Raw genomic sequence first — 19,196 nt, 5'->3', positions numbered from 1 at the left:
TGATGCTCCGGCCGCAGGCCGGCCGGGGCGCACGAGGAATCCCCATGTCCCGATCCTCCCTGTCCGCCGATGCCGGCGGCGATGGCCTGTCTCCTGCCGGTGATGTCTGGCACCTCATGCAGCCGGTGCGCGGGCAGATCCGCCTGGCCATGGGTCTGTCCGCGCTGGGCACGCTGTCCGGGCTGGCGTCACTGGCGCTGCTGGCGCTGGTGGTCCATGCGCTGCTGCGCGAGCCGCAAGCCTGGCCGTGGCTGCCGATGTCCGGCGCCATTGCCTGTGGCGTCGTCAGTTATCTGCTGCGACTGAACGCGTTCAACCAGTCGCACTATGCCGCGTTCCGGCTGGAAGCCGTGCTGCGCGCCCGGCTCGCCGCGCACCTGGCGCAACTGCCGCTGGGCGAGGTGTATCGGCATGGCGCCGGCGCGCTGTCCAAGGTCATGCAGGACGATGTCAAGGCGCTGCATGTCTTTGTCGCCGACAGTACGCCGCTGCGAACACGGGCGCAGGTGGCGCCGGTCATGACCGCGCTGGCTCTGCTGTGGCTGGACTGGCGGCTGGCGCTGGCGGCGATGGCCGTGCTGCTGACCGGCATGGCGGTCCTGATGCTGGCGACGCGGAATGCCGCCGATATGGGGCGCCAGTACCACGAGGCTCGCGAGCGGGTCAGCGCCGCCATCATCGAATTCGTCCAGGCCATGCCGGTGGTCCGTACCTTCGACAGCGGCCACGTCGCCTTCGGCCGTTTCCAGCGGGCGCTGGATGCCTATTACGGCGTGCTGACCCGCTGGTACCGCGAGGCCGGATTTCCGGCGCGTTTCTCCTTTGCCATCCTTGGCCCGCTGCCGACGCTGATTGTCCTGCTGTGGCTGGGCTGCTGGCTGATCGCCGGCGACCGGCTTGCCCCCGACACCTGGATCGCCGTGCTGCTGCTGGGCACCGGCATGGCCGAGTCGGTCATGCCGATGATGATGCTCCGGCACATGGTGGCCCGCGCGATGCTGAGCGCCGCACGGATCCGGGAGATCATGGCCTTGCCGGTACAGCCGCAGCCGGCGCGGGGCCGGCAGCCGGCGGATGCCGGCATCACCTTCGACCAGGTCGGCTTTTCCTACCGGACCGGTCACGGCGAACCGGCATTGCGCGACGTGAGCTTCCGGGTGCCGCCGGGTACGGTGACGGCGCTGGTGGGCCCGTCCGGCGCCGGCAAGAGTACGGTGGCGCGGCTGATTCCGCGCTTCTGGGATGTCGATGACGGTCGTGTGCTGCTGGGGGGAGTTGATGTGCGGGATATCCGCGCCGATGTGCTGATGCAGCAGGTCGCCTTCGTGTTTCAGGATACCTTCCTGTTTGCCGACACCATTGCCAACAATATCCGCCTCGGCCTGCCGCAGGCCACGATGGACGAGGTGCGGGCCGCCGCCACCGCCGCCCAGGCACATGAATTCATTTCCGCCCTGCCGCACGGCTATGACACCCCGGCGGGTGAGCGCGGGGTCCGGCTGTCCGGCGGACAGTGCCAGCGCATCACCATTGCCCGTGCCATCCTGCAGAACCGCCCGATTCTGGTACTTGACGAGGCAACGGCGTTTGCCGATCCGGAAAACGAGGCGGCGCTGGTCGTCGCGCTGTCGGCACTGATGCGCGGCAAGACCGTGCTGATGGTGGCGCACCGCCTGTCGACCATCCGCGATGCCGACCAGATCCTGGTATTCGATCGCGGCACCCTGGCCGAATCCGGTCGCCATGCCGCCCTGATGGCGCAGGACGGTGTCTACGCCCGACTATGGCGCCATTACCGGCAGGCCCGCCAGTGGACCTTGCCGGCGAGCCCGCTGGCGTTTTCGGCCGGCATGACCGGGGAGACCCTCTCATGAAAGCGGATACCGGGCATTCGCCGCGCCTTGGCGCATGGCGGGACAGCTATCGCCGGCTGCTGCGCAGCGCCGGCCGGCAGGCGCCGGCCCTGCGCCTCTGCCTGGCCGGCCTGCTCGCTGCCGCTGTCGTCCAGGGGCTGGCGCTGGCCTGCCTGTTTCCGCTGTTCGCTGCGGTTTTCCACCTGCGCGAGCCCGGTGACATCCTGTTCTGGCTGGGGCTGATGTCGGGACTGGCCCTGGCCGCCACCGTGCTCCGCTGGCATGCGCAGGGTTTCGAGTACAACGGCCGGCTGGCGTCCATGACCCATCAGCTGCGCGGCCGGCTGGGCGAACAGCTGCGGCGCATGCCGCTGGCGTCGCTGCAGGATCGGCGCGCCGGGGAAATGAACGCACTGCTGCTCGGCAATGTGGACGAACACTTCAATTACACCCCGCTGCTGGTCAATCTGATCCTGCTGGCCACGGTGACGCCGCTGGTGACCGCCCTGGCGACGCTGCTGGTCGACTGGCGTCTGGGGCTGGCACTGCTGCTGGTGTTCCCGGCCATCGTGCCGTTCTACCGCTGGCGCCGTCCGGCGTCCGGCCGCCACATGCGGCAACTGGCGCAAGCGCACCAGCGCACCAGCGCCGATCTCGTTGAATACACCCAGGGGCTGCCGGTGCTGCGCGCTGCCTGCAGCGCCGGCGACCGGGCGGCGACACTGCAGGCGGGCTTGTGCCAGTTGCAGCAGATCCAGACCGAGGCCCATCGCCGGGGCAGCAAGGCCGAGGTGCTGACCGTCAGCGTGGTTGAACTCGGTCTGCTGCTGGTGGTGGCCATCGGTGTCAGCCGGGTGGTGACGGGCACGCTGGACCTTGCCGTGCTGGCCGCGGTCATGGTGATCGTGGCGCGCTTCTCCGAACCGCTGGCGACTTTTGTCAGTTACACCATGGCGCTGGACCTGATCGAGTCGGCGCTGGAACGGATCGATGCCCTGCTGGCGGTCGAACCGCTGCCGCAGCAGTTGCCGGTCGCCAGACCCGGGGCTTTCGACGTGCACTTCGATGACGTGTCCTTCCAGTACCCCCGGGCGGGCGACAAGACACTGGACCGCTTCAGCGCGACGGTGCCGGCGCGAAGCCTGACCGCCATTGTCGGCCCGTCGGGGGCGGGCAAGAGCACGGTCGTGCGCCTGCTGATGCGCCATTTCGATCCCCAGCAGGGTCGCATTACCCTCGGCGGGGTCGATCTGCGGCAGATCCCGGCAGAAGAACTGAACAGCCTGATCTCGGTGGTGTTCCAGGAGGTCTACCTGTTCGATGACAGCATCCTGGCCAATGTGCGCATGGCCCGTCCGGATGCCAGCGACGAGGCCGTGCAGGCCGCCCTGCACCAGGCGCAGTGCACGGCCTTCATCGAGCGCCTGCCGCAGGGCTGGCATACCCGGCTGGGCGATATCGGTGGTCGCCTGTCCGGTGGCGAGCGGCAGCGGATCTCCATTGCCCGTGCGCTGCTGAAGGAAGCGCCGGTCGTCATCCTCGACGAACCGACTGCCGCACTGGATACGGAAAGCGAGGTCGCCGTGCAGCATGCCATCGATACCCTGGTGCGGGACAAGACCGTCATCGTCATCGCCCATCGCCTGTCCACCATTGCCGGGGCTGACCAGATCCTGGTGCTGGACCCCGGCCTGCCGCCGGTGCAGGGCCGCCACGCCGAGCTGCTGAAACGCTCCGCCCGCTATGCGGCCATGTGGGCGGCCCAGCAGTCGCTCAAGGTCTGGCGAGCCGACGGGGCCCGCCCCGCGCCACAGTGAAACCGGCGCCGGGCGGATTCGTGGACCGGGCGGTGCCGCTGTTGCCCTTGCCGGCCGGCGAGGCCGTGTCGTGGGCCGCGGTGTCGTTTGCCGGCGAGGCGCCGTTCGCCGCATTCGCGGCCCGGTTGCCGGTGGCGCTGCAGGACGCCGTGCCCCGGCGACGCAACGAATTCCTGGCCGGCCGCTATTGCGCCGTGCGTGCCCTGGCCCGTGCCGGCTGCATGGACGCCGCGTGGCCGGCGCGGCGTGATGACGGTCTGCCGGTCTGGCCTGCGGGCTGGCTGGGCAGCATCAGCCATACCGCGGACGGCGCGCTGGCCGCCGTGGCGCCGTGCAGCGCATGCACGGCGCTCGGCGTGGATATCGAGCGGATCATGAGCGCGAACCAGGTGGAAGCGGTCCGTTCGCTGGTGGCAATGCCCGGCGAACTGGAGCAGTTGACGGGGCTGACGCCGGCACAGGCGCTGACGCTGCTGTTTTCGGCCAAGGAGGCACTGTACAAGGCGCTGTATCCGCAACTGCGGCGCTTCGTCGATTTTTCCGCCGCCTGTGTCAGCGGCTGGCAGGACCACGCGCTGTCACTGCGGCTGGCGCAGCACTGGAGCCCGGACTGGCCGCAGGGCCGCTGCCTTCCGGTCGCACATGCGTTCGTCGGGCCGCATGTGCATACCGCCGTCTGCGTGCCGGCATGAAAAATGCCCTGACCGGAGGGCAGGGCTGAAGGGGGATTGCCGGGGACTGGGGCCGGAATGGAGAACTCAGGTGCATGCCGTAACCGGAGCATGCTGAGTCAGCCGCTCCAGTGCAATGCCCAGCATCCGGTCAGTAAACAGGCGGTTCTTGCGTTCGGCGGCATTGGCGCTGCTCCGCCAGTGCTGCAAGCCTTCCCGCAAGCCCGGCACCGTGGGGGGGGCGGCTTCCCGGGTCAACAACCAGTCAACGGTGGCCAGCAATTCCATGCCGAACGGCGATTCGAAGCCATCGATCAATGCCGAAGTGTATTCCAGCGCAGCAGTGTAGGCCCTGGCGTCCTCCCTCAGATACCTGTGCACACAGTCCTTGCGCGTGTCATCGAACCAGATGATGTCGAGCGGGTCGGCATCGCTGATGTGCTTGTCGCAATGCAAATAGCTGCCATCCAGGTCGTTCAGCAGATGATCCAACCGGTTCGCGTAAGGACCGTACTGGTGTGCCACGAACTGGAGTTTCAGCGGGTTGTCTCCGGGGTTGCAGCGCTCGAGTGCGCGCTCGAGAAACCACGCCAGTTTCTGAATCTCCAGCAGGCTGCATTCCATGCCCAGCACCCAGTAGCGGCGCACCAGCTCGGCAATCAGGGCGCGGGAAGGCGTCAGCTTTTCCACTCCGGCGCGCTTGGCCGCGTTCTGGTACTGCAGGGTTGGCTGGAACACCCGTACCTCGGTATCCAGGTCCGCCAGTATGGCCTCGATCTGTTCACGCACTGCAGCCCACGCCAGACCGCCGTTACCCGCTCCCAGCGGAGGGACGGCAATCGATTTCACTTTGTTTTCGATCAGAAAACGGCGCAGGTCCTGCAGGCCCTCCGTTATCCAGGCCAGTTGCGAAGGGGCGCGCCAATGCTGCTTTGTCGGGAAGTTCACGATCCAGCGCGGACCGTCCAGTTCGTTTACCCCGGTGATGAACATCTTGCCGGTCTGCACTTCACCGGCCTTGCAGGCAGCGGCGTACAGGCGGAAGTTCTCGGCAAACCGTTCCTTGAACATCAGTGCGATGCCCTTGCCCATCACCCCGACGGTATTGACGGTATTGACTAGTGCTTCGGTTCGGGCTTCGAGCAAATTGCCTTGCGTGTAGGTAATCATCAGAAATACCACCCTGTACGGGCATGAACCGGCAGGCTCAGACGGCGAGTCTGAATTTCCTGCTCAATGCGTTGTTTCACTGTGCCGGTGTAACACACGATGCCAAGCAGCCCGGCTACTGGCAACTGCCGGTGAACCAGCGCTTCGGCCTGGTAGCGCTCGAATCTGGCCGGGTCTTCCGGATCGCGCTTGAAGTCCCGTCGCTGCAACAGCGGCCAGTCAATCCGGTCGAGATCAGCCAGATCCGAATAGAAGTTTGCCCACTGATAGTAGGCATGACTGTCGGTGAACAGAAACGGCACGCCCAGATTCGCCAGATGCGGCAGGCTGGACACCAGAATCACGATTTCCTCGTTTGCCCGTTTCTGGATGCCACCCCAGCCGGTGTGGATATTGCGCAGCATGGGCGAGAATGGCGTGAAATAGAACGGTATATAGTCATTCAGTCTGCCGCCGGGCGGCAGGGGCACCGGATGGCGGGCGCGCCTGTCGCTCAGTTCCGGGTTGCCGATCGTCACCCACCCTGGTGCCTGCATGGCGCTGTTGCCGCAGTGCAGGCCGTTGTCCAGAATCCACGGCAGATTGTTGCAGTGGACGATGCGCCAGATCAGCGCTTTTTGAGGATTCAGGCCGGGGTAATGGCTGGCCATCGATTGCCTCCGTGGTATCGACCTGTGACGGAGCTTTGCCCCTGGGCAGGTCTCGCTGCGGACGGAATCGTCCACTGGCGCCCGGCCCCTTCGCGATGCCACCTGAACGTCGGGTCATGAATGCGCCAGCCGTATTGTCGTGCAGGCTTGCTGCCGATTCCACCACTCCGCCAGCTCACGCAGCATGCGTGTGGCTGGCGGTCGCGGTCACAGACCGAGGGACATGCGCGTCTGGCGAGACGCGTGCGGAACCCTTACTCGATATTCTGAATCTGCTCGCGCATCTGCTCGATCAGCACCTTCAGCTCGACCGAGGCCTGAGTGGTTTCGGTCGATACCGATTTCGAGCCGAGCGTGTTCGCTTCGCGGTTCAGTTCCTGCATCAGGAAGTCCAGTCGCTTGCCGACCTGGCCGCCCTTGCCGAGGATGCGGCGTACTTCGCTGACATGGGTCGACAGCCGGGCGAGTTCCTCGTCGACGTCGATCTTCTGTGCGAACAGCGCGAACTCCTGCTTCAGGCGGTCGTCGTCGATGCTGCCGATGGCTTCGACCAGTCGGGCGGTCAGTTTGTCGCGCCAGCCGGCGAGGATCTCCGGCAGCCGCGGGCGGATGCGGGTGACGATGTCCTCGATCTGGGTCAGCCGGTCGATCAGCACCGCCTTCAGTTTTTCGCCTTCGCGGGCGCGGGTGGCATTGAAGTCGTCCAGCAACTGGCCGACGGCGCCGAGCACCAGGTGCTGCAGGCTTTCGGCGTCGATGTCGTTGGCGGACAGCAGGCCGGGCCAGCGCAGCAGTTCACCGGTGGACAGGTCGCGGATGCCGGGTGCACGCTGCTTCAGCTGGGCGACGGCATCGAGCAGGCCGGTCAGCACGTCCTGGTCGATTTCCATTCGCGGCGCGGTGTTTGCGGCCTGGCTGATGCCGATGCGGCATTCGATCTTGCCCCGGGTCACGCGGGCGGCAATCTGTTCGCGCAACTGCGGTTCGATCACGCGCAGTTCTTCGGGCAGGCGCAGCTGCAGGTCGAGGTAGCGGTGGTTGACCGCGCGCAGTTCCAGCGCGATCAGGCCACCGGGAAATTCGCGGCTGGCAGCGGCGAATCCGGTCATGCTGAGGATCATCGGAGAAGCTCCATGAGGAAGGGAATGCAGGGTCGATGAGCCCGGAATGCTGTGGCTGGCAGACATCCGTGGCTATGGTGGAATATAACACTGCCAGTGGCCTCCCATCCGTACGGGATTTCCCGACTGCTGTATGAGTCAAAACTTATGCGTAGGCGACGAAAAATGTATCAATGCGTCGGATGGTATTGTGTTGGCGACGTCCGTGTGGACAATCGCGCCCTTGATTCCGGTACGCGGGCGCAGCTGCATGGCTGGCGCCCTTGATGTTCTGGGCGGGAAAGACCCCGGTGCCGGATGGATCACTCAGGAGCAGACATGCCGAAAATCGTAGTCGTCGGCAGCATCAACATGGATCTGGTGGTGCTGACGCCGCGCTACCCCGGGCTCGGGGAAACGCTGACCGGCGAACGCTTCGCCAATTTCGCCGGTGGCAAGGGTGCCAACCAGGCGGTCGCCGCCGCACGGCTGGGCGCCGACGTGACACTGATCGGCTGTGTCGGCAACGACGCGTTCGGCCGCGAGCTGTCGGCGCGCCTGCTGGCCGAGAAGGTCGACACCACCTGGATCGACATCGCCGATGACGTGGCGACCGGCGTGGCGGTGATTACCGTTGCCGGCCATGACAACGCCATTGTGGTGGTGCCGGGCGCCAACCATCGCCTGCGGCCCGAGCATGTCGCCGCTGCCGAGCGGGTGATCCGTGATGCCGACGTGGTGCTGTCGCAACTGGAAGTGCCGATGGACACCGTGCTGGCCGCCGCGCGCATGGCACGCAAATACGACAAGCCGTTCATTCTCAATCCGGCACCGGCGCAGCCGCTCGACACCGAATTGCTGGACTGCCTGACCCTGATCACGCCGAACGAGTTCGAGCTGGCCCGCTCGCTGGGCCGGGAACAGGCCGATCTGGCCGAGCTGCTGACGCGGTTGCCGGGCCGGGTGATCATGACCCGCGGCGTCGATGGCGCAAGCTATTGCGATGCGGCCGGCCAGTTGCGCCACCAGCCCAGTTTCAAGGTCGATGCTGTCGACAGCACCGGCGCCGGCGATACCTTCAACGCGGCGCTGGCAACGTTCTGGCACCTCGGCATCGGGGAAGCCGCCCGTCGTGCCTGCGCTGCCTCGGCCCTGTCGGTCACCCGTCTCGGCGCGCAGGGCGGCATGCCCACGCTGGCCGAGCTTGACCAATTCCTCGCCTCAAGGAGCTGAAACAGATGAAAAAGCACGGAACGCTGAATGCCGCGCTGTCTCGGGTCATTGCCGAGCTTGGCCATACCGACTACATCGTCATTGCCGATTGCGGGCTGCCGGTGCCGCCCGGCGTCGAGCGCATCGACCTGGCGCTGAAGCCGGGCATGCCCGGATTTCTCGACACGCTGGCCGTGGTGCTGGAAGACATGCAGGTCGAACGGGCTCTGCTGGCGAATGAAATCAGCCAGCACAACCGGGATCTGGAACATACCGCCACCGCCATGCTGGAGGGCCGTCCGCTTGCCCATGTCCCGCATGGCGAGTTCAAGCAGATCACCCGTGGCGCCCGCGCCATTATCCGCACCGGCGAAGCCACGCCGTATGCGAACGTGATCCTGTACTCCGGCACGACGTTCTAAGGAGTGCGGGTGAGTACAACGCTGGTAGACATGCGCGGGATCTGCAAGTCGTTCGGACCTGTCGAGGTGCTGCGCGATGTGGCGTTCTCGCTGTGTGCGGGCGAGATCCACGCACTGATGGGCGAGAACGGCGCCGGCAAGTCCACGCTGATGAAGATCCTGACCGGGATCCATGCCGCCGACGCCGGCGAGATCCGCATCAATGGCCAGCCGGCCGTCGTGCGCGGCACCCGCCAGGCCGAGAAGCTCGGCATCGCCATCATCCATCAGGAGCTGAACCTGATTCCGGAACTGAGCGTGACCGAGAACCTGTTTCTCGGTCGCGAGCTGACCTTTGCCGGTACCGGCATCCTGCGGCATGGCGAAATGCGCCGCCGGGCGAGCGTGGCGCTGGCACGGCTGAACGTGACCGGCATCGACCCGGACCGCGAGGCCGGCAGCCTGTCCATCGGTCAGCAGCAGATGGTCGAGATCGCACGGGCGCTGTCGCTCGATGCGCGGGTGCTGATCATGGACGAGCCGACGGCAGCACTGACCGAGCGCGAAATCGATGCGCTGTTCCGCCTGATCCGCGAGTTGCGCGCGTCCAGGGTCGGCATCGTCTACGTGTCGCACCGGATGGAAGAGATTTTCGCCCTGTGCGACCGCATTTCGGTGTTGCGCGATGGTCAGTTTGTCGGCTGCGAGGCCATTGCCGATACCGATCTCGACCATGTGGTGCGGATGATGGTCGGGCGCGAGATCGGTGAGCGCTATCCAAAGCGCGAGGTCAGCCATGGCGCAGAGCGGCTGCGGGTCGAACACCTGTCCGACGGCGGCACCATTGCCGACATCAGCTTCTCGGTCCGTTGCGGCGAGGTGCTCGGCATTGCCGGGCTGATGGGCTCGGGCCGGACCGAAATTGTCCGCGCACTGTTCGGCGTGACGCGCAAGAACGGCGGCCGCATCCACCTGGACGGCCAGCCGGTCGACATTGCCTCGCCTGCGGATGCCATCGCGGCCGGTATCGGCTACGTGACCGAGGACCGCAAGAGCCAGGGCCTGGTGCTCGGGCTGTCGGTGCGGGAAAACATGACGCTGACCCATCTGGCCGGCTTCTCGCGCGGCGGGGTGATCACCGCGGCCAGGGAAAAATCCTTTGTCGCGCGGATGATCGAGCGGCTGAACATCCGTACCCGGGACGCCGACCTCGAGGTCAGGGCGCTGTCGGGCGGCAACCAGCAGAAGGTGGTGCTGGCCAAGTGGCTGGCGATCCGTCCGCGGGTGCTGATCCTCGACGAACCGACGCGCGGGGTCGACATCGGCGGCAAGGCCGAGATTTACCACATCATCAATCAACTTGCGTCCGACGGCGTGGCCATTGTCATGATCTCGTCGGAACTGCCCGAGGTGCTGTCGATGTCCGACCGCATCCTGGTCATGCACGAGGGGCGGATCGCCGCCGACCTGGACGCACAGACGGCAACGCAGGAGCGCATCATGCATGCCGCCACCGGAGACACCCAGTGCTGAGTGAAAAGAACCGTAACCTGTTGCAGAAACTGGCGCCGCTGGTCGCGCTGGCGCTGATCAGCGTGGTGCTGTCGGCGTTGTCGCCGAACTTCCTGACCCTGAACAACATCCTCAATGTGATGCGCCAGGTGTCGATCAATGCGCTGATCGCCTTCGGCATGACCTTCGTCATCCTGACCGGCGGCATCGACCTGTCGGTCGGCTCGATCCTGGCGCTGTCGGCCGTGCTCGGCGCCGGCTGGATGTCGGCCGGCATGGACCCGATCCTGGCCACGCTGCTTGGCGTCGGTGCCGGCGCGCTGATGGGACTGGCCAATGGCCTGATCATCTGCCAGGGCCGTGTCGCCCCGTTTATCGCCACGCTGGCGACCATGACCATTTTCCGCGGCCTGGCGCTGGCGCAGACCAACGGCACGCCGGTCACCGGCATTTCCAGCCCGTTCTTCGATCTGCTCGGACGCGGCTATGTCGCCCATCTGGTGCCGGTACCGGTGGTGTGGATGCTGCTGTCGTTTGCGGTGCTGTGGTTCATTGCGCGCAAGACCACCTTCGGCCGCCATGTCTATGCCATCGGCGGCAACGAGGAAGCGAGCCGGATCTCCGGCGTCCGCGTGTCCACGGTCAAGACCTCGGTCTATGTGCTGACCGGTGCGCTGTCGGCGATGGCCGGCGTCATCCTGACCTCGCGACTGAATTCGGCCCAGCCGAACGCCGGCATGGGCTACGAGCTGGACGCGATTGCGGCCGTGGTGCTGGGCGGCACGTCGCTGGCCGGTGGTCGCGGCTGGATCGTCGGCACGCTGATCGGTGCGCTGCTGATCGGCGTCCTGAACAACGGGCTGAACCTGCTCGGCGTATCGTCGTTCTATCAACTGGTCATCAAGGGCGCCGTCATCCTGCTGGCCGTACTGCTGGACCGGCGGCACAAATAAGCCACCGGCCGGAACCTTATTCAAACACGAGAAAGATCATCATGAGCAAACTGATGCAATCCCTGCTGGCCGGCGCGTTCGCCGTGGTCGTGGCGGCCTGCTCGCAGCAGGGCCCGGAGGCCGAACAGCCGGCGGCGCCGGCCAGTACCGGCCCGACCATCGGCCTGGCGGTATCGACCCAGTCCAATCCGTTCTTCGTCTCGCTGAAGAGCGGCGCCGAGGCTGAAGCCCGGGCGCTGGGCATGACCCTGATTACCGTCGATGCCCAGGACGACCCGGCCAGACAGATCTCCAGCATCGAAGACCTGATCCAGAAGAAGGTCAAGGTCATCCTGGTCAACCCGACCGACTCGGCCGCCGTGGCCAGCGCGGTGAAGGAAGCCAATGCGGCCGGCATTCCGGTCATCACCCTCGACCGCTCGGTCGATGGCGGCACCGTCGCCAGCCATGTGGCCAGCGACAATGTCGCCGGTGGCAAGATGGCCGGCGAGTACGTGCTGGAAAAAATCGGCGGCAATGGCGCGGTGGTCGAGCTGGAAGGCATTCCGGGCGCCAGCGCCGCACGCGAACGCGGGCAGGGCTTCCATTCGGTGATCGACGCAGCCGGCGGGGTCAAGGTCGTTGCCCGTCAGCCGGCCGACTTCGATCGTGCCAAGGGGCTGTCGGTGATGGAAAACATCCTGCAGGGCCACAAGGACGTGAAGGCGGTGTTCGCCCATAACGACGAAATGGCGCTCGGCGCAGTGCAGGCGCTCGAAGCCGCCGGCCTGAAGGATGTGGTCGTGGTCGGCTTCGATGCGACCGATGACGCGGTCAAGGCGGTCAAGGCCGGCAAGATGAGCGCAACCGTGGCCCAGAAGCCGGAACTGATCGGCAAGACGGCCGTGCAGACCGCCAAGCAGATCATCGACGGTCAGGCGGTCGACAAGGCGATCCCGGTACCGCTGGAACTGATCAAGCAGTAACGCCTACGGACTGCTCATGAAGGTGTGCACCGACGGCCGCAGCGGCGTCGGTGCACACCAGCATCCGGGGAAACCCCGCTTCGTCCGTTCTTCGCCGGTGGGGAGCCTGATGCCGCCGCTTCGCACCAGCAGTTTCACGGCGAACTTGATCACCTTGTCGACGGCTTTGGCGAATGCCGGTGCGCAGGTTGGTGGTGTCGGCCATGCTGTATTTCCTCCGTTGAATGCGTCGCTATTTCCCCGCCAGGGCGACGCTGTCCTGAAACGCCTGAACCGATTTGACATAGGCCTGCAGTTCGGCCAGCGTCTGTGCCAGCCCGGCCGAACTCATGGCCTTGCTGTCCACCGCCCTGACCAGTTCGGCGTGGGCCTTCGCCATGGCCCGGGTGCCCTTGCTGACATCGGCGAACAGGGCCCCGGCGCCCTGTTGCGCGCGATACAGGGTCCGGATCTGCTCCAGCCGTGCCAGCCGGTTGTCGAAGGTGGAATCGGGGCGGGTCCGGTCGCGGTTGTAGGCGATCTGCAGCGCACCGCGCGAGAGGCCGGCGGCATTCTGCGCATACTGGGCCAGTCCCGAGTCCGGCCCCAGATCGGTGGCGATCAGGGCGGCCGCTTTCTGGACGGCCGGGTCGGCGGCCCGCACGACCGCGCGAATGGCGTCGCGCTGCCGGGCCATCGCATAACCCTTGCCTGCGGCATTGACCGCGGTGGCAATCAGGCCGAAATCCGCCGCCGTCAGGCCGATATCGTTGCCGGTGGCGGCCTGATAGGTCTTGCCCAGCGAGACCAGGGCGCCATTGAGTTCTCCGGATGCGCTATCGATGTCCGCAGCGTAATTCGCGGCAGCCAGCGATTGCAGTGCACTGGCATAGCTGGCCAGTCCGGCCAGCAAATCGAGGCGGAGGGCCAGCGCCTGCTTGCGCGGGTCTTTCTGCCCGGTCTGCCGGTCGGGAAGCGTTTCAAAGAAACCGGTGAAGGTACTGTCGGTCGGCCCGTCTTTCGGATCGGACGCCAGCGTATACAGCTTGCGCTGGATTTCGAGCTGGTCGAGATAGGTGAAGGCATGTTTCGCACTGGCCGACAGCGTGGCGCTTTCCGTGCCGAACTGCCGGACTTGGGTGAGGGATGGCGTACTGCAGGCGGTGATCAGAATGACTGCCGAGACGATCACTGCACTGCGGGTCGCGGGACAGGACGGACGCATGGAGGAACCTCCGGTCAAAGGGGCGCGTGGTATTTCCTGACAAGACGGGCAGGGGATTGCGCTGTGACGGACAGGTTTTCATGACCACCTGTTACGACATTGGCATAGATCATGAGCCAAGACTAGCAGTACCTGTTTCAGGGTAAAGGTGAAAAAAGCGCCGGATGACAGCCGGTCTGTTATCCGGCGCGACCCCCCTGCCGGGGGAGGCGGTTCATGCCGGCCCGGGCGTGACCTGCAGGCGGCGCGCCAGCCCGGACTGTCGCGTCGGTACCTGCATGACCGCGGCCCGCGCGGCGGCCGGGTCGCCCCAGACGCAGACGGCGTGGCGGGCGCGGGTGACGGCGGTATAGAACAGCGCGCGGGTCGCCAGCGGCGAGTCGGCCGGTGGCAGCACGCACAGCACACGGTCGAATTCCGAGCCCTGTGACTTGTGCACTGTCATCGCGAAGGCGGTGTCGTGCGCCGGCAGGCGGGCCGGAGACAGGTGACGCACGCCGCCGTCGGCCTCGGCAAAGTGGGCGCGCAGGCCGGCCGGGGTGTCGAGCAGGATGCCGATATCGCCGTTGAACAGCCCGAGGGCATAGTCGTTCTCGCGCACGATGACTGGCCGGCCGGGGTACTGTGGCCGGTCGGCCGGCAGATGCAGTGCGCGTTCGATGCGGGCATTCAGCTGGGTCACGCCGTCCGGCCCGTCGCGGTGAGCGCTGAGCACGCGGAAACGGTCGAAGGCGGCGAGTACCGCGGCCGGCTCGTCGCCGTGGTGCACGCAGGCCAGATAAGCGCGGTAGCCGTCGGCGGCGATCCGCTCCAGCGCGGCCGGTGTGCCATTGCCGGCGCTCAGCGCGTCGTCGCCACCGGGCGCCGGTGCCGCGGCAAGGCGGCCGGCGACCGCTTCGCCGTTGCCGGTATGGATGTCGCGCGCCAGCTGGCCGATGGCGCTGTCGGCGCCGAAACGATGGCTGTGGGTCAGCACGGCGACCACCTGACCCAGACGCGACGCCGGCAGCGGGCCGTCCGGCGGTGTCTGGCCGGTGACCGTCGCCAGCATGGCCCGGGTGTCGGCCTCCAGGCCACGGCCGGCGCACAGCGCCGGGAACACGCTGCCGGCCTCGACCGCATCGAGCTGGTCCTTGTCGCCAAGCAGGATCAGCCGCGCGTCTGGCGGCAGCGCATCGACTACCCGTGCCAGCAGCGCCAGGTCGACCATCGACGCCTCGTCGATCACCAGCACGTCGAGATCCAGCGGCCGGCCGGCATGGTGGCGGAAACCGCCGCCATTCGGCTGCACGCCGAGCAGGCGGTGCAGGGTCTGGGCGCTGTCCGGCAGTTGTGCGAGCAGGGCCGGCGGCAGGGGCAGGCGCGCCTTCTGCTGGCGAATCGACTCGCTCATCCGCGCGGCGGCCTTGCCGGTCGGCGCTGCCAGGCGCAGGCGCAGCGGCGGCTGACCGCCCAGTTCGACCAGGGCCGCCATCAGCCGGGTGACGGTGGTGGTCTTGCCGGTGCCGGGGCCGCCGGAAATGATCGCGAACGACGATGCCAGCGCGCTGGCCGCCGCCAGCCGCTGCCCATCGTGCGCAGCCGGCGGCGGGCCGAATACGTGGTCGATGGCGGCCCGGGCACGCTGCGGGTCGAAGCCGGCCGGCGGCCGGGCGCGGGCCAGCAACTGTTCGGCCAGCCGCTGCTCGAATTGCTGATAGCGGGCCAGGTACAACCAGCCATGATCGAGGATCAGCGGTGCGACTTCGCCCGGTGCCCCGACCAGTGCGCTGGCGCGCAGCCGGCTCTCGGCATCGGCCGGCCGGTCGGCACGGCTGCCGGGATGCAGGCAGACGTCGCCGTCGTACAGCGCACGCACACAATCGGCCAGCAGTTGTTCGACCCAGCTGTCGCGCTGTGGCGCCAGCGCGCCGAGTGCGGCGGCCAGGTGGCCGGGCAGGCGCGGCATGGCGGTCGGCGCGATCGCTGCCGGGGGCGCGACCGGTTCTGCCGGGGGCGGCAGGTCGGGCAGGTCGTCGAACAGGTCGGGGGTCATCATGCCGGCGTCTCCTCTCGCGGGGTGGCCAGCCGGTCCAGCGCCTCGATCAGTGAACGGGCCGGTCGCCAGCGATGGACGCCGTGCTCGCCGCTGCCGTCGATGCCACGCAGGAACAGGTACAGCACCCCGCCGATATGGCGGTCATAGTCATAGTCGGCCAGCCGCACGCGCAGATGGCGATGCAGTGCCAGCGTGTACAGCAGCGCCTGCAGGTAGTAGTGCGAGCCGGTCATGGCCGCGGTCAGTGTGGCGTGGTCGTAGTCGGCAGGCTGGTGGCCGAGGTGGTTCGATTTGTAGTCGGCCAGCCAGTAGCGGCCGTCATGTTCGAAGACCAGGTCGATAAAGCCGGTAATGAAACCGTCCACGACGCCGAAGTCCAGCTGGGCTGCCGCCGCAATGAAGGCCGGGTCGACCTGATGGACCGGGTCGGCCAGGGTGCGGGCCAGTGCCCGGGCGGCAAAGGTGCGGCTGGAGAAAGTGAAGCCCATTTCCACCAGCCGCCTGTGGCGTGGCAGCGCCGACAGCGTCAGGCCGTCGGCCAGCAGCGGCGTGGCCAGAATCTGCGCCAGCCAGTTGGCCAGCGGCACCTGCCACTGCGCCAGCTCGTCGTCGCTGAACAGTCCGCTGCGGCGCAGTTCGGTGGCGATGATGTCATGGTGTGCGCTGGCCGGCGCGCTGAACTCGATGCGCTCGAACAGCGCATGCAGCAGGTCACCGGCACGCGCGCCGCGCGGAAAGGCGGCCGGCGACAGCGGATCGGGCGCAGCCGGCGCGTCGGCCGGGGCGGGTGCCACTTCACTGCGGTCGCGTTCCGGTGCCACGTCGACCGGTTCGCCGGCATGTGCCAGAGAGGTAAAGCTGGCGCGCCGCCACGAGGGGCGTACCCGGTCGCGCAGGAACGGCTGTGCGGCCAGCGGGACGGTCGTGTCGCGGGTGCGCGGGGCGACGACGACCGGGGCTGGTGCGGCATCAATGTGCTGCTGGCCGACGCCAGGCCAGCTGGCGATGGCCTGATCCAGGTCGGCGGTTTCCAGCGGGCGCCAGACCGTCTCGTACCAGTCCAGCAGGCGCGGAAAATCGAGATCGGCCTGATCGCTGCCGGCCGGTGGCGGATGCAGCAGCCAGGCCAGGGCCGGCGCGAAGGCTTCCGGGGCGCTGTTTTTCGCCGTACCGTGCTTGTCGAGCAGCGACGGTTGCTTGCCGGCCTTGCCCCAGACCAGATGACAGCGATGGCGGGCCCGGGTCAGGGCGACGTACAGCAGGCGCAATTTTTCGGCGAACAGTGTGACCGAGGCCAGCGCCTGCCGTTCCGCCAGCGCATCGCTGCCGTAGTCGTACAGGGTGCCGACGCGCACGGTCGAGCGGGCATGGGCATGCCACAGCGCGCCATTCCAGGCGAACGGCAGGAACACGACCGGGTATTCCAGTCCCTTGGACGCGTGCACGGTGACGATGCGCACGCGCTGGGCATCGCTTTCCAGCCGCAGCAGGGTTGATTCGCCGCCCCGGGCCGCATCGCGTTCGCGCGCCAGCCAGTCGATGACGGCATTCAGTCCGTGCAGGCGTTCGCTTTCGCCGGCAATCAGTTCGCCAAGGTGCAGCCAGTTGGTCAGCCGGCGTTCGCCATTGCCGAGTGCGACCAGACGCGCGGCGTGGCCGGTAGCGAACAGCCAGTCGCGGAACATCGACATGAACCCCTGTTCCTGCCAGCGCGTGCGCCAGTCGGCGTAGCGGGCCAGTTCGGCATCGAGCGCCTCGCCATCCTCGTGCAGGCGGTACAGGCCGCCGGCATCCAGCGCCGAGCCGGTCAGCGCGGCGGCGCGACGCACCTTGCCGGCATTGGCCGGGTCGGCCACGGCCTCCAGCAGCAGCTGCAGTTCACCGGCCTCGGCGCTGGCCAGTACGCTGTCGCGCGTCTGCAGCACGCTGGGCACGCCGCGCACGGCCAGGGCGGCGGCGACCTGGGCGCCCTGCCAGTGGGTATCGACCAGCACGGCGATGTCGCCGGCCTGCAGTGGCCGCGGTCCGACCGTCAACCGGCCGTCGAGACCGGCGGCGACCTGGCGTGCTATCTCGTTGGCGACGGCGGCCACCGCCAGTGCGGTGGCGTCACCCTTGTTCAGCGCGGCATCGTCCGGCAGCGACCAGACCGTCATTGCCGCATGGCCATCGCCGGCCATGCCGTCATCCGCCCCCGGGCGGGCGTGGACCGGCTCGAACGGGATGCCGCGAAAACCGAACGGGTTGCCGGTGCGCGCAAACAGCGCATTGACGGCTTCGATCAGCGCACGGTCCGAGCGCCAGTTGGTATCCAGGTGATGGCGGGCCCGGGCGGTATCGCGCGCCTGCAGATAGGCGTGGATGTCGGCGCCGCGAAAGCCGTAGATCGCCTGCTTCGGGTCACCGACGTAGAACGCTGCGCCGCGCTGGCCGTAGATGGCGTGGAAAATGCGGAACTGGGTGGGGTCGGTGTCCTGAAATTCGTCGATCAGCGCCAGCGGATAGCGCTCGGCCAGCCGTGCCGCCAGCGTATCGCCATGGGCCGGATCGGCCAGCGCCGCATCGAGCTTGCCGAGCAGGTCATCGTAAGACAGCAGCCGGCGCTCGGCCTTCAGCGCCGGCAGCCGGTCGCGGCATTCGCGCGCGGCAGCGGCCAGCAGGCCGGTGCGTGCGTCGTCGAGCCAGTTCCAGTGGCCGAGCAGGCGTTCGACCGCGGCAAAGAATGGATGGGCAGGTACATCAGCGCCGGCCTTGACGCTGGCCGCCAGCACCGCCGGCGTGAAATAGCCGAGTTTGTCGCCGGGCGAGCGGGTCGGGGCGATGCGGCTGGCGAACAGCTGGTCGACGGCAAGCAGGCGCGCTTCAACATAGTCGGCGCGGTAGATATTGGCTTTCAGCGCGCCGCCGAGCAGCAGCGAGCGCACGCTGTCGCGGGTGCCGTCGGCATGCCACAGCTGCCAGGCGGCGTCAAAGTCGGCTTCCAGCGCGGCCAGTGCCTGGCGATTGGCCGGTGCCCGGGTTTCGCCGTCGGCTGGCAGGATCTCCATGTCCGGGCGGGCGACGGCCGGGGCAATCAGCCGCCGCCAGACATCGGCGTTTTCGCCCTGTTCAGCCAGGTAGCGGGCGATCAGCGGATGGCGGTCGACCACGGTGGTCCGCCACGCATCGTCGACCAGCTCGGCGATCAGCGCATTCTCGTCCGGCACCAGCTCGGCGTCGAACGGCATCGCGCACTCGAACGCGCGATCGGTCAGCACGCGCTGGCAGAAGCTGTGAATGGTGTAGACCGCCGCCTCGTCCATGGTGCGGATGGCGTAGGTCAGCCGCCGCAGCGCACGCTCGCGGCTGACGCCGGCCGTGTCCAGTGCGACCGGCAGCCGTGACAGGAAGGCATCGCTGCCGGGTTCGCGCTCGCCGCCGAGCACCGCGTGCGCATCGACCATGCGCTGGCGGATGCGGTCGCGCAGCTCGGCCGTTGCCGCCTTGGTGTAGGTGACGATCAGCAGCTCACTGACCGCATGGCCGTGCTCGGCCACCAGCCGTACCGCCAGCGAACTGAGGGTCCAGGTCTTGCCGGTGCCGGCGCTGGCTTCGATCAGTTGCACGCCCTGCGGCTGCAGGGCGAACAGGTCGAGGGCTTCGGACATGTC

Annotated in this window: 15 protein-coding genes; 8 read left to right on the top strand and 7 right to left on the bottom strand. The window is 67.3% G+C overall.

Features of this window, described 5'->3' with window-relative positions:
- Window positions 1-44: 44 nt before the first annotated feature.
- The 3 genes from Q352_RS20705 to Q352_RS20695 are packed head-to-tail and all read left to right on the top strand — an operon-like array spanning window position 45 to window position 4,362.
- Entirely contained in the window at window positions 45-1,874 is a 1,830-nt protein-coding gene (locus Q352_RS20705; RefSeq protein WP_211249619.1) for an ABC transporter ATP-binding protein, read from the top strand.
- Window positions 1,871-3,670, top strand: coding sequence for an ABC transporter ATP-binding protein (locus tag Q352_RS20700; protein WP_036386021.1), 1,800 nt, complete (start codon window positions 1,871-1,873; stop codon window positions 3,668-3,670). The genes Q352_RS20705 and Q352_RS20700 overlap by 4 nt, the downstream gene beginning before the upstream one ends.
- A 32-nt stretch (window positions 3,671-3,702) precedes the next feature.
- Window positions 3,703-4,362, top strand: coding sequence for a 4'-phosphopantetheinyl transferase family protein (locus tag Q352_RS20695; RefSeq protein WP_156952524.1), 660 nt, complete (start codon window positions 3,703-3,705; stop codon window positions 4,360-4,362).
- 66 nt (window positions 4,363-4,428) lie between these two features.
- Here the strand turns inward: Q352_RS20695 and darG are convergent, their stop codons facing one another.
- The 3 genes from darG to Q352_RS0110820 form a co-directional block, all read right to left on the bottom strand.
- Window positions 4,429-5,511, bottom strand: a complete 1,083-nt coding sequence (darG, locus tag Q352_RS0110830; RefSeq protein WP_028499365.1) for a type II toxin-antitoxin system antitoxin DNA ADP-ribosyl glycohydrolase DarG — start codon at window positions 5,509-5,511, stop codon at window positions 4,429-4,431.
- Complete coding sequence (gene darT / locus Q352_RS0110825) at window positions 5,511-6,161, bottom strand: type II toxin-antitoxin system toxin DNA ADP-ribosyl transferase DarT (protein WP_028499364.1); 651 nt, start codon at window positions 6,159-6,161, stop codon at window positions 5,511-5,513. The genes darG and darT overlap by 1 nt, the downstream gene beginning before the upstream one ends.
- A 254-nt stretch (window positions 6,162-6,415) precedes the next feature.
- Window positions 6,416-7,282: a YicC/YloC family endoribonuclease gene (locus tag Q352_RS0110820; protein ID WP_028499363.1), complete on the bottom strand. Its 867-nt coding sequence runs from the start codon at window positions 7,280-7,282 to the stop codon at window positions 6,416-6,418.
- Between the two features lie 318 nt (window positions 7,283-7,600).
- Here Q352_RS0110820 and rbsK point away from each other — a divergent pair, with 318 nt between their 5' ends.
- Genes rbsK through rbsB form a run of 5 tightly spaced genes read left to right on the top strand, consistent with a single transcriptional unit; the run spans window position 7,601 to window position 12,304 of the window.
- Window positions 7,601-8,494 (top strand): ribokinase, encoded by an 894-nt coding sequence (gene rbsK / locus Q352_RS0110815; protein WP_028499362.1) that lies wholly within the window; start codon window positions 7,601-7,603, stop codon window positions 8,492-8,494.
- Between the two features lie 5 nt (window positions 8,495-8,499).
- Window positions 8,500-8,895, top strand: coding sequence for a D-ribose pyranase (gene rbsD / locus Q352_RS0110810; protein WP_028499361.1), 396 nt, complete (start codon window positions 8,500-8,502; stop codon window positions 8,893-8,895).
- A 9-nt stretch (window positions 8,896-8,904) separates the two neighbouring features.
- Window positions 8,905-10,407: a sugar ABC transporter ATP-binding protein gene (locus tag Q352_RS0110805; RefSeq protein WP_028499360.1), complete on the top strand. Its 1,503-nt coding sequence runs from the start codon at window positions 8,905-8,907 to the stop codon at window positions 10,405-10,407.
- Window positions 10,401-11,339 (top strand): ABC transporter permease, encoded by a 939-nt coding sequence (locus Q352_RS0110800; RefSeq protein WP_233495262.1) that lies wholly within the window; start codon window positions 10,401-10,403, stop codon window positions 11,337-11,339. Before Q352_RS0110805 ends, Q352_RS0110800 begins: the two co-directional genes overlap by 7 nt.
- Before the next feature lie 41 nt (window positions 11,340-11,380).
- Window positions 11,381-12,304 carry a ribose ABC transporter substrate-binding protein RbsB gene (rbsB, locus tag Q352_RS0110795; protein ID WP_028499358.1) on the top strand — a complete coding sequence of 308 codons (924 nt, stop codon included), beginning with the start codon at window positions 11,381-11,383 and terminating at the stop codon, window positions 12,302-12,304.
- On the opposite strand, the gene Q352_RS23385 is transcribed toward rbsB, so the two are convergent.
- The 4 genes from Q352_RS23385 to Q352_RS0110780 form a co-directional block, all read right to left on the bottom strand.
- Entirely contained in the window at window positions 12,294-12,509 is a 216-nt protein-coding gene (locus tag Q352_RS23385; RefSeq protein WP_146745091.1) for a hypothetical protein, read from the bottom strand. The two genes, rbsB and Q352_RS23385, sit on opposite strands and share 11 nt — an antisense overlap.
- A 27-nt stretch (window positions 12,510-12,536) precedes the next feature.
- Entirely contained in the window at window positions 12,537-13,508 is a 972-nt protein-coding gene (locus tag Q352_RS0110790) for a hypothetical protein (protein WP_028499357.1), read from the bottom strand.
- A 214-nt stretch (window positions 13,509-13,722) separates the two neighbouring features.
- The gene (recD, locus tag Q352_RS20690) at window positions 13,723-15,546 is read right to left on the bottom strand and encodes an exodeoxyribonuclease V subunit alpha (RefSeq protein ID WP_051528875.1); all 1,824 of its coding nucleotides are present in this window, start codon (window positions 15,544-15,546) and stop codon (window positions 13,723-13,725) included.
- Complete coding sequence (locus Q352_RS0110780) at window positions 15,543-19,193, bottom strand: UvrD-helicase domain-containing protein (RefSeq protein WP_051528874.1); 3,651 nt, start codon at window positions 19,191-19,193, stop codon at window positions 15,543-15,545. The genes recD and Q352_RS0110780 overlap by 4 nt, the downstream gene beginning before the upstream one ends.
- Window positions 19,194-19,196 lie beyond the last annotated feature (3 nt).

Origin of the sequence: Microvirgula aerodenitrificans DSM 15089, from assembly GCF_000620105.1 — a bacterium.
In the GTDB taxonomy this organism is placed as follows: Bacteria; Pseudomonadota; Gammaproteobacteria; order Burkholderiales; family Aquaspirillaceae; genus Microvirgula; species Microvirgula aerodenitrificans.
Note: the sequence above shows the minus strand (reverse complement) of the source record. Positions and strands in the feature narration are given on the sequence as shown.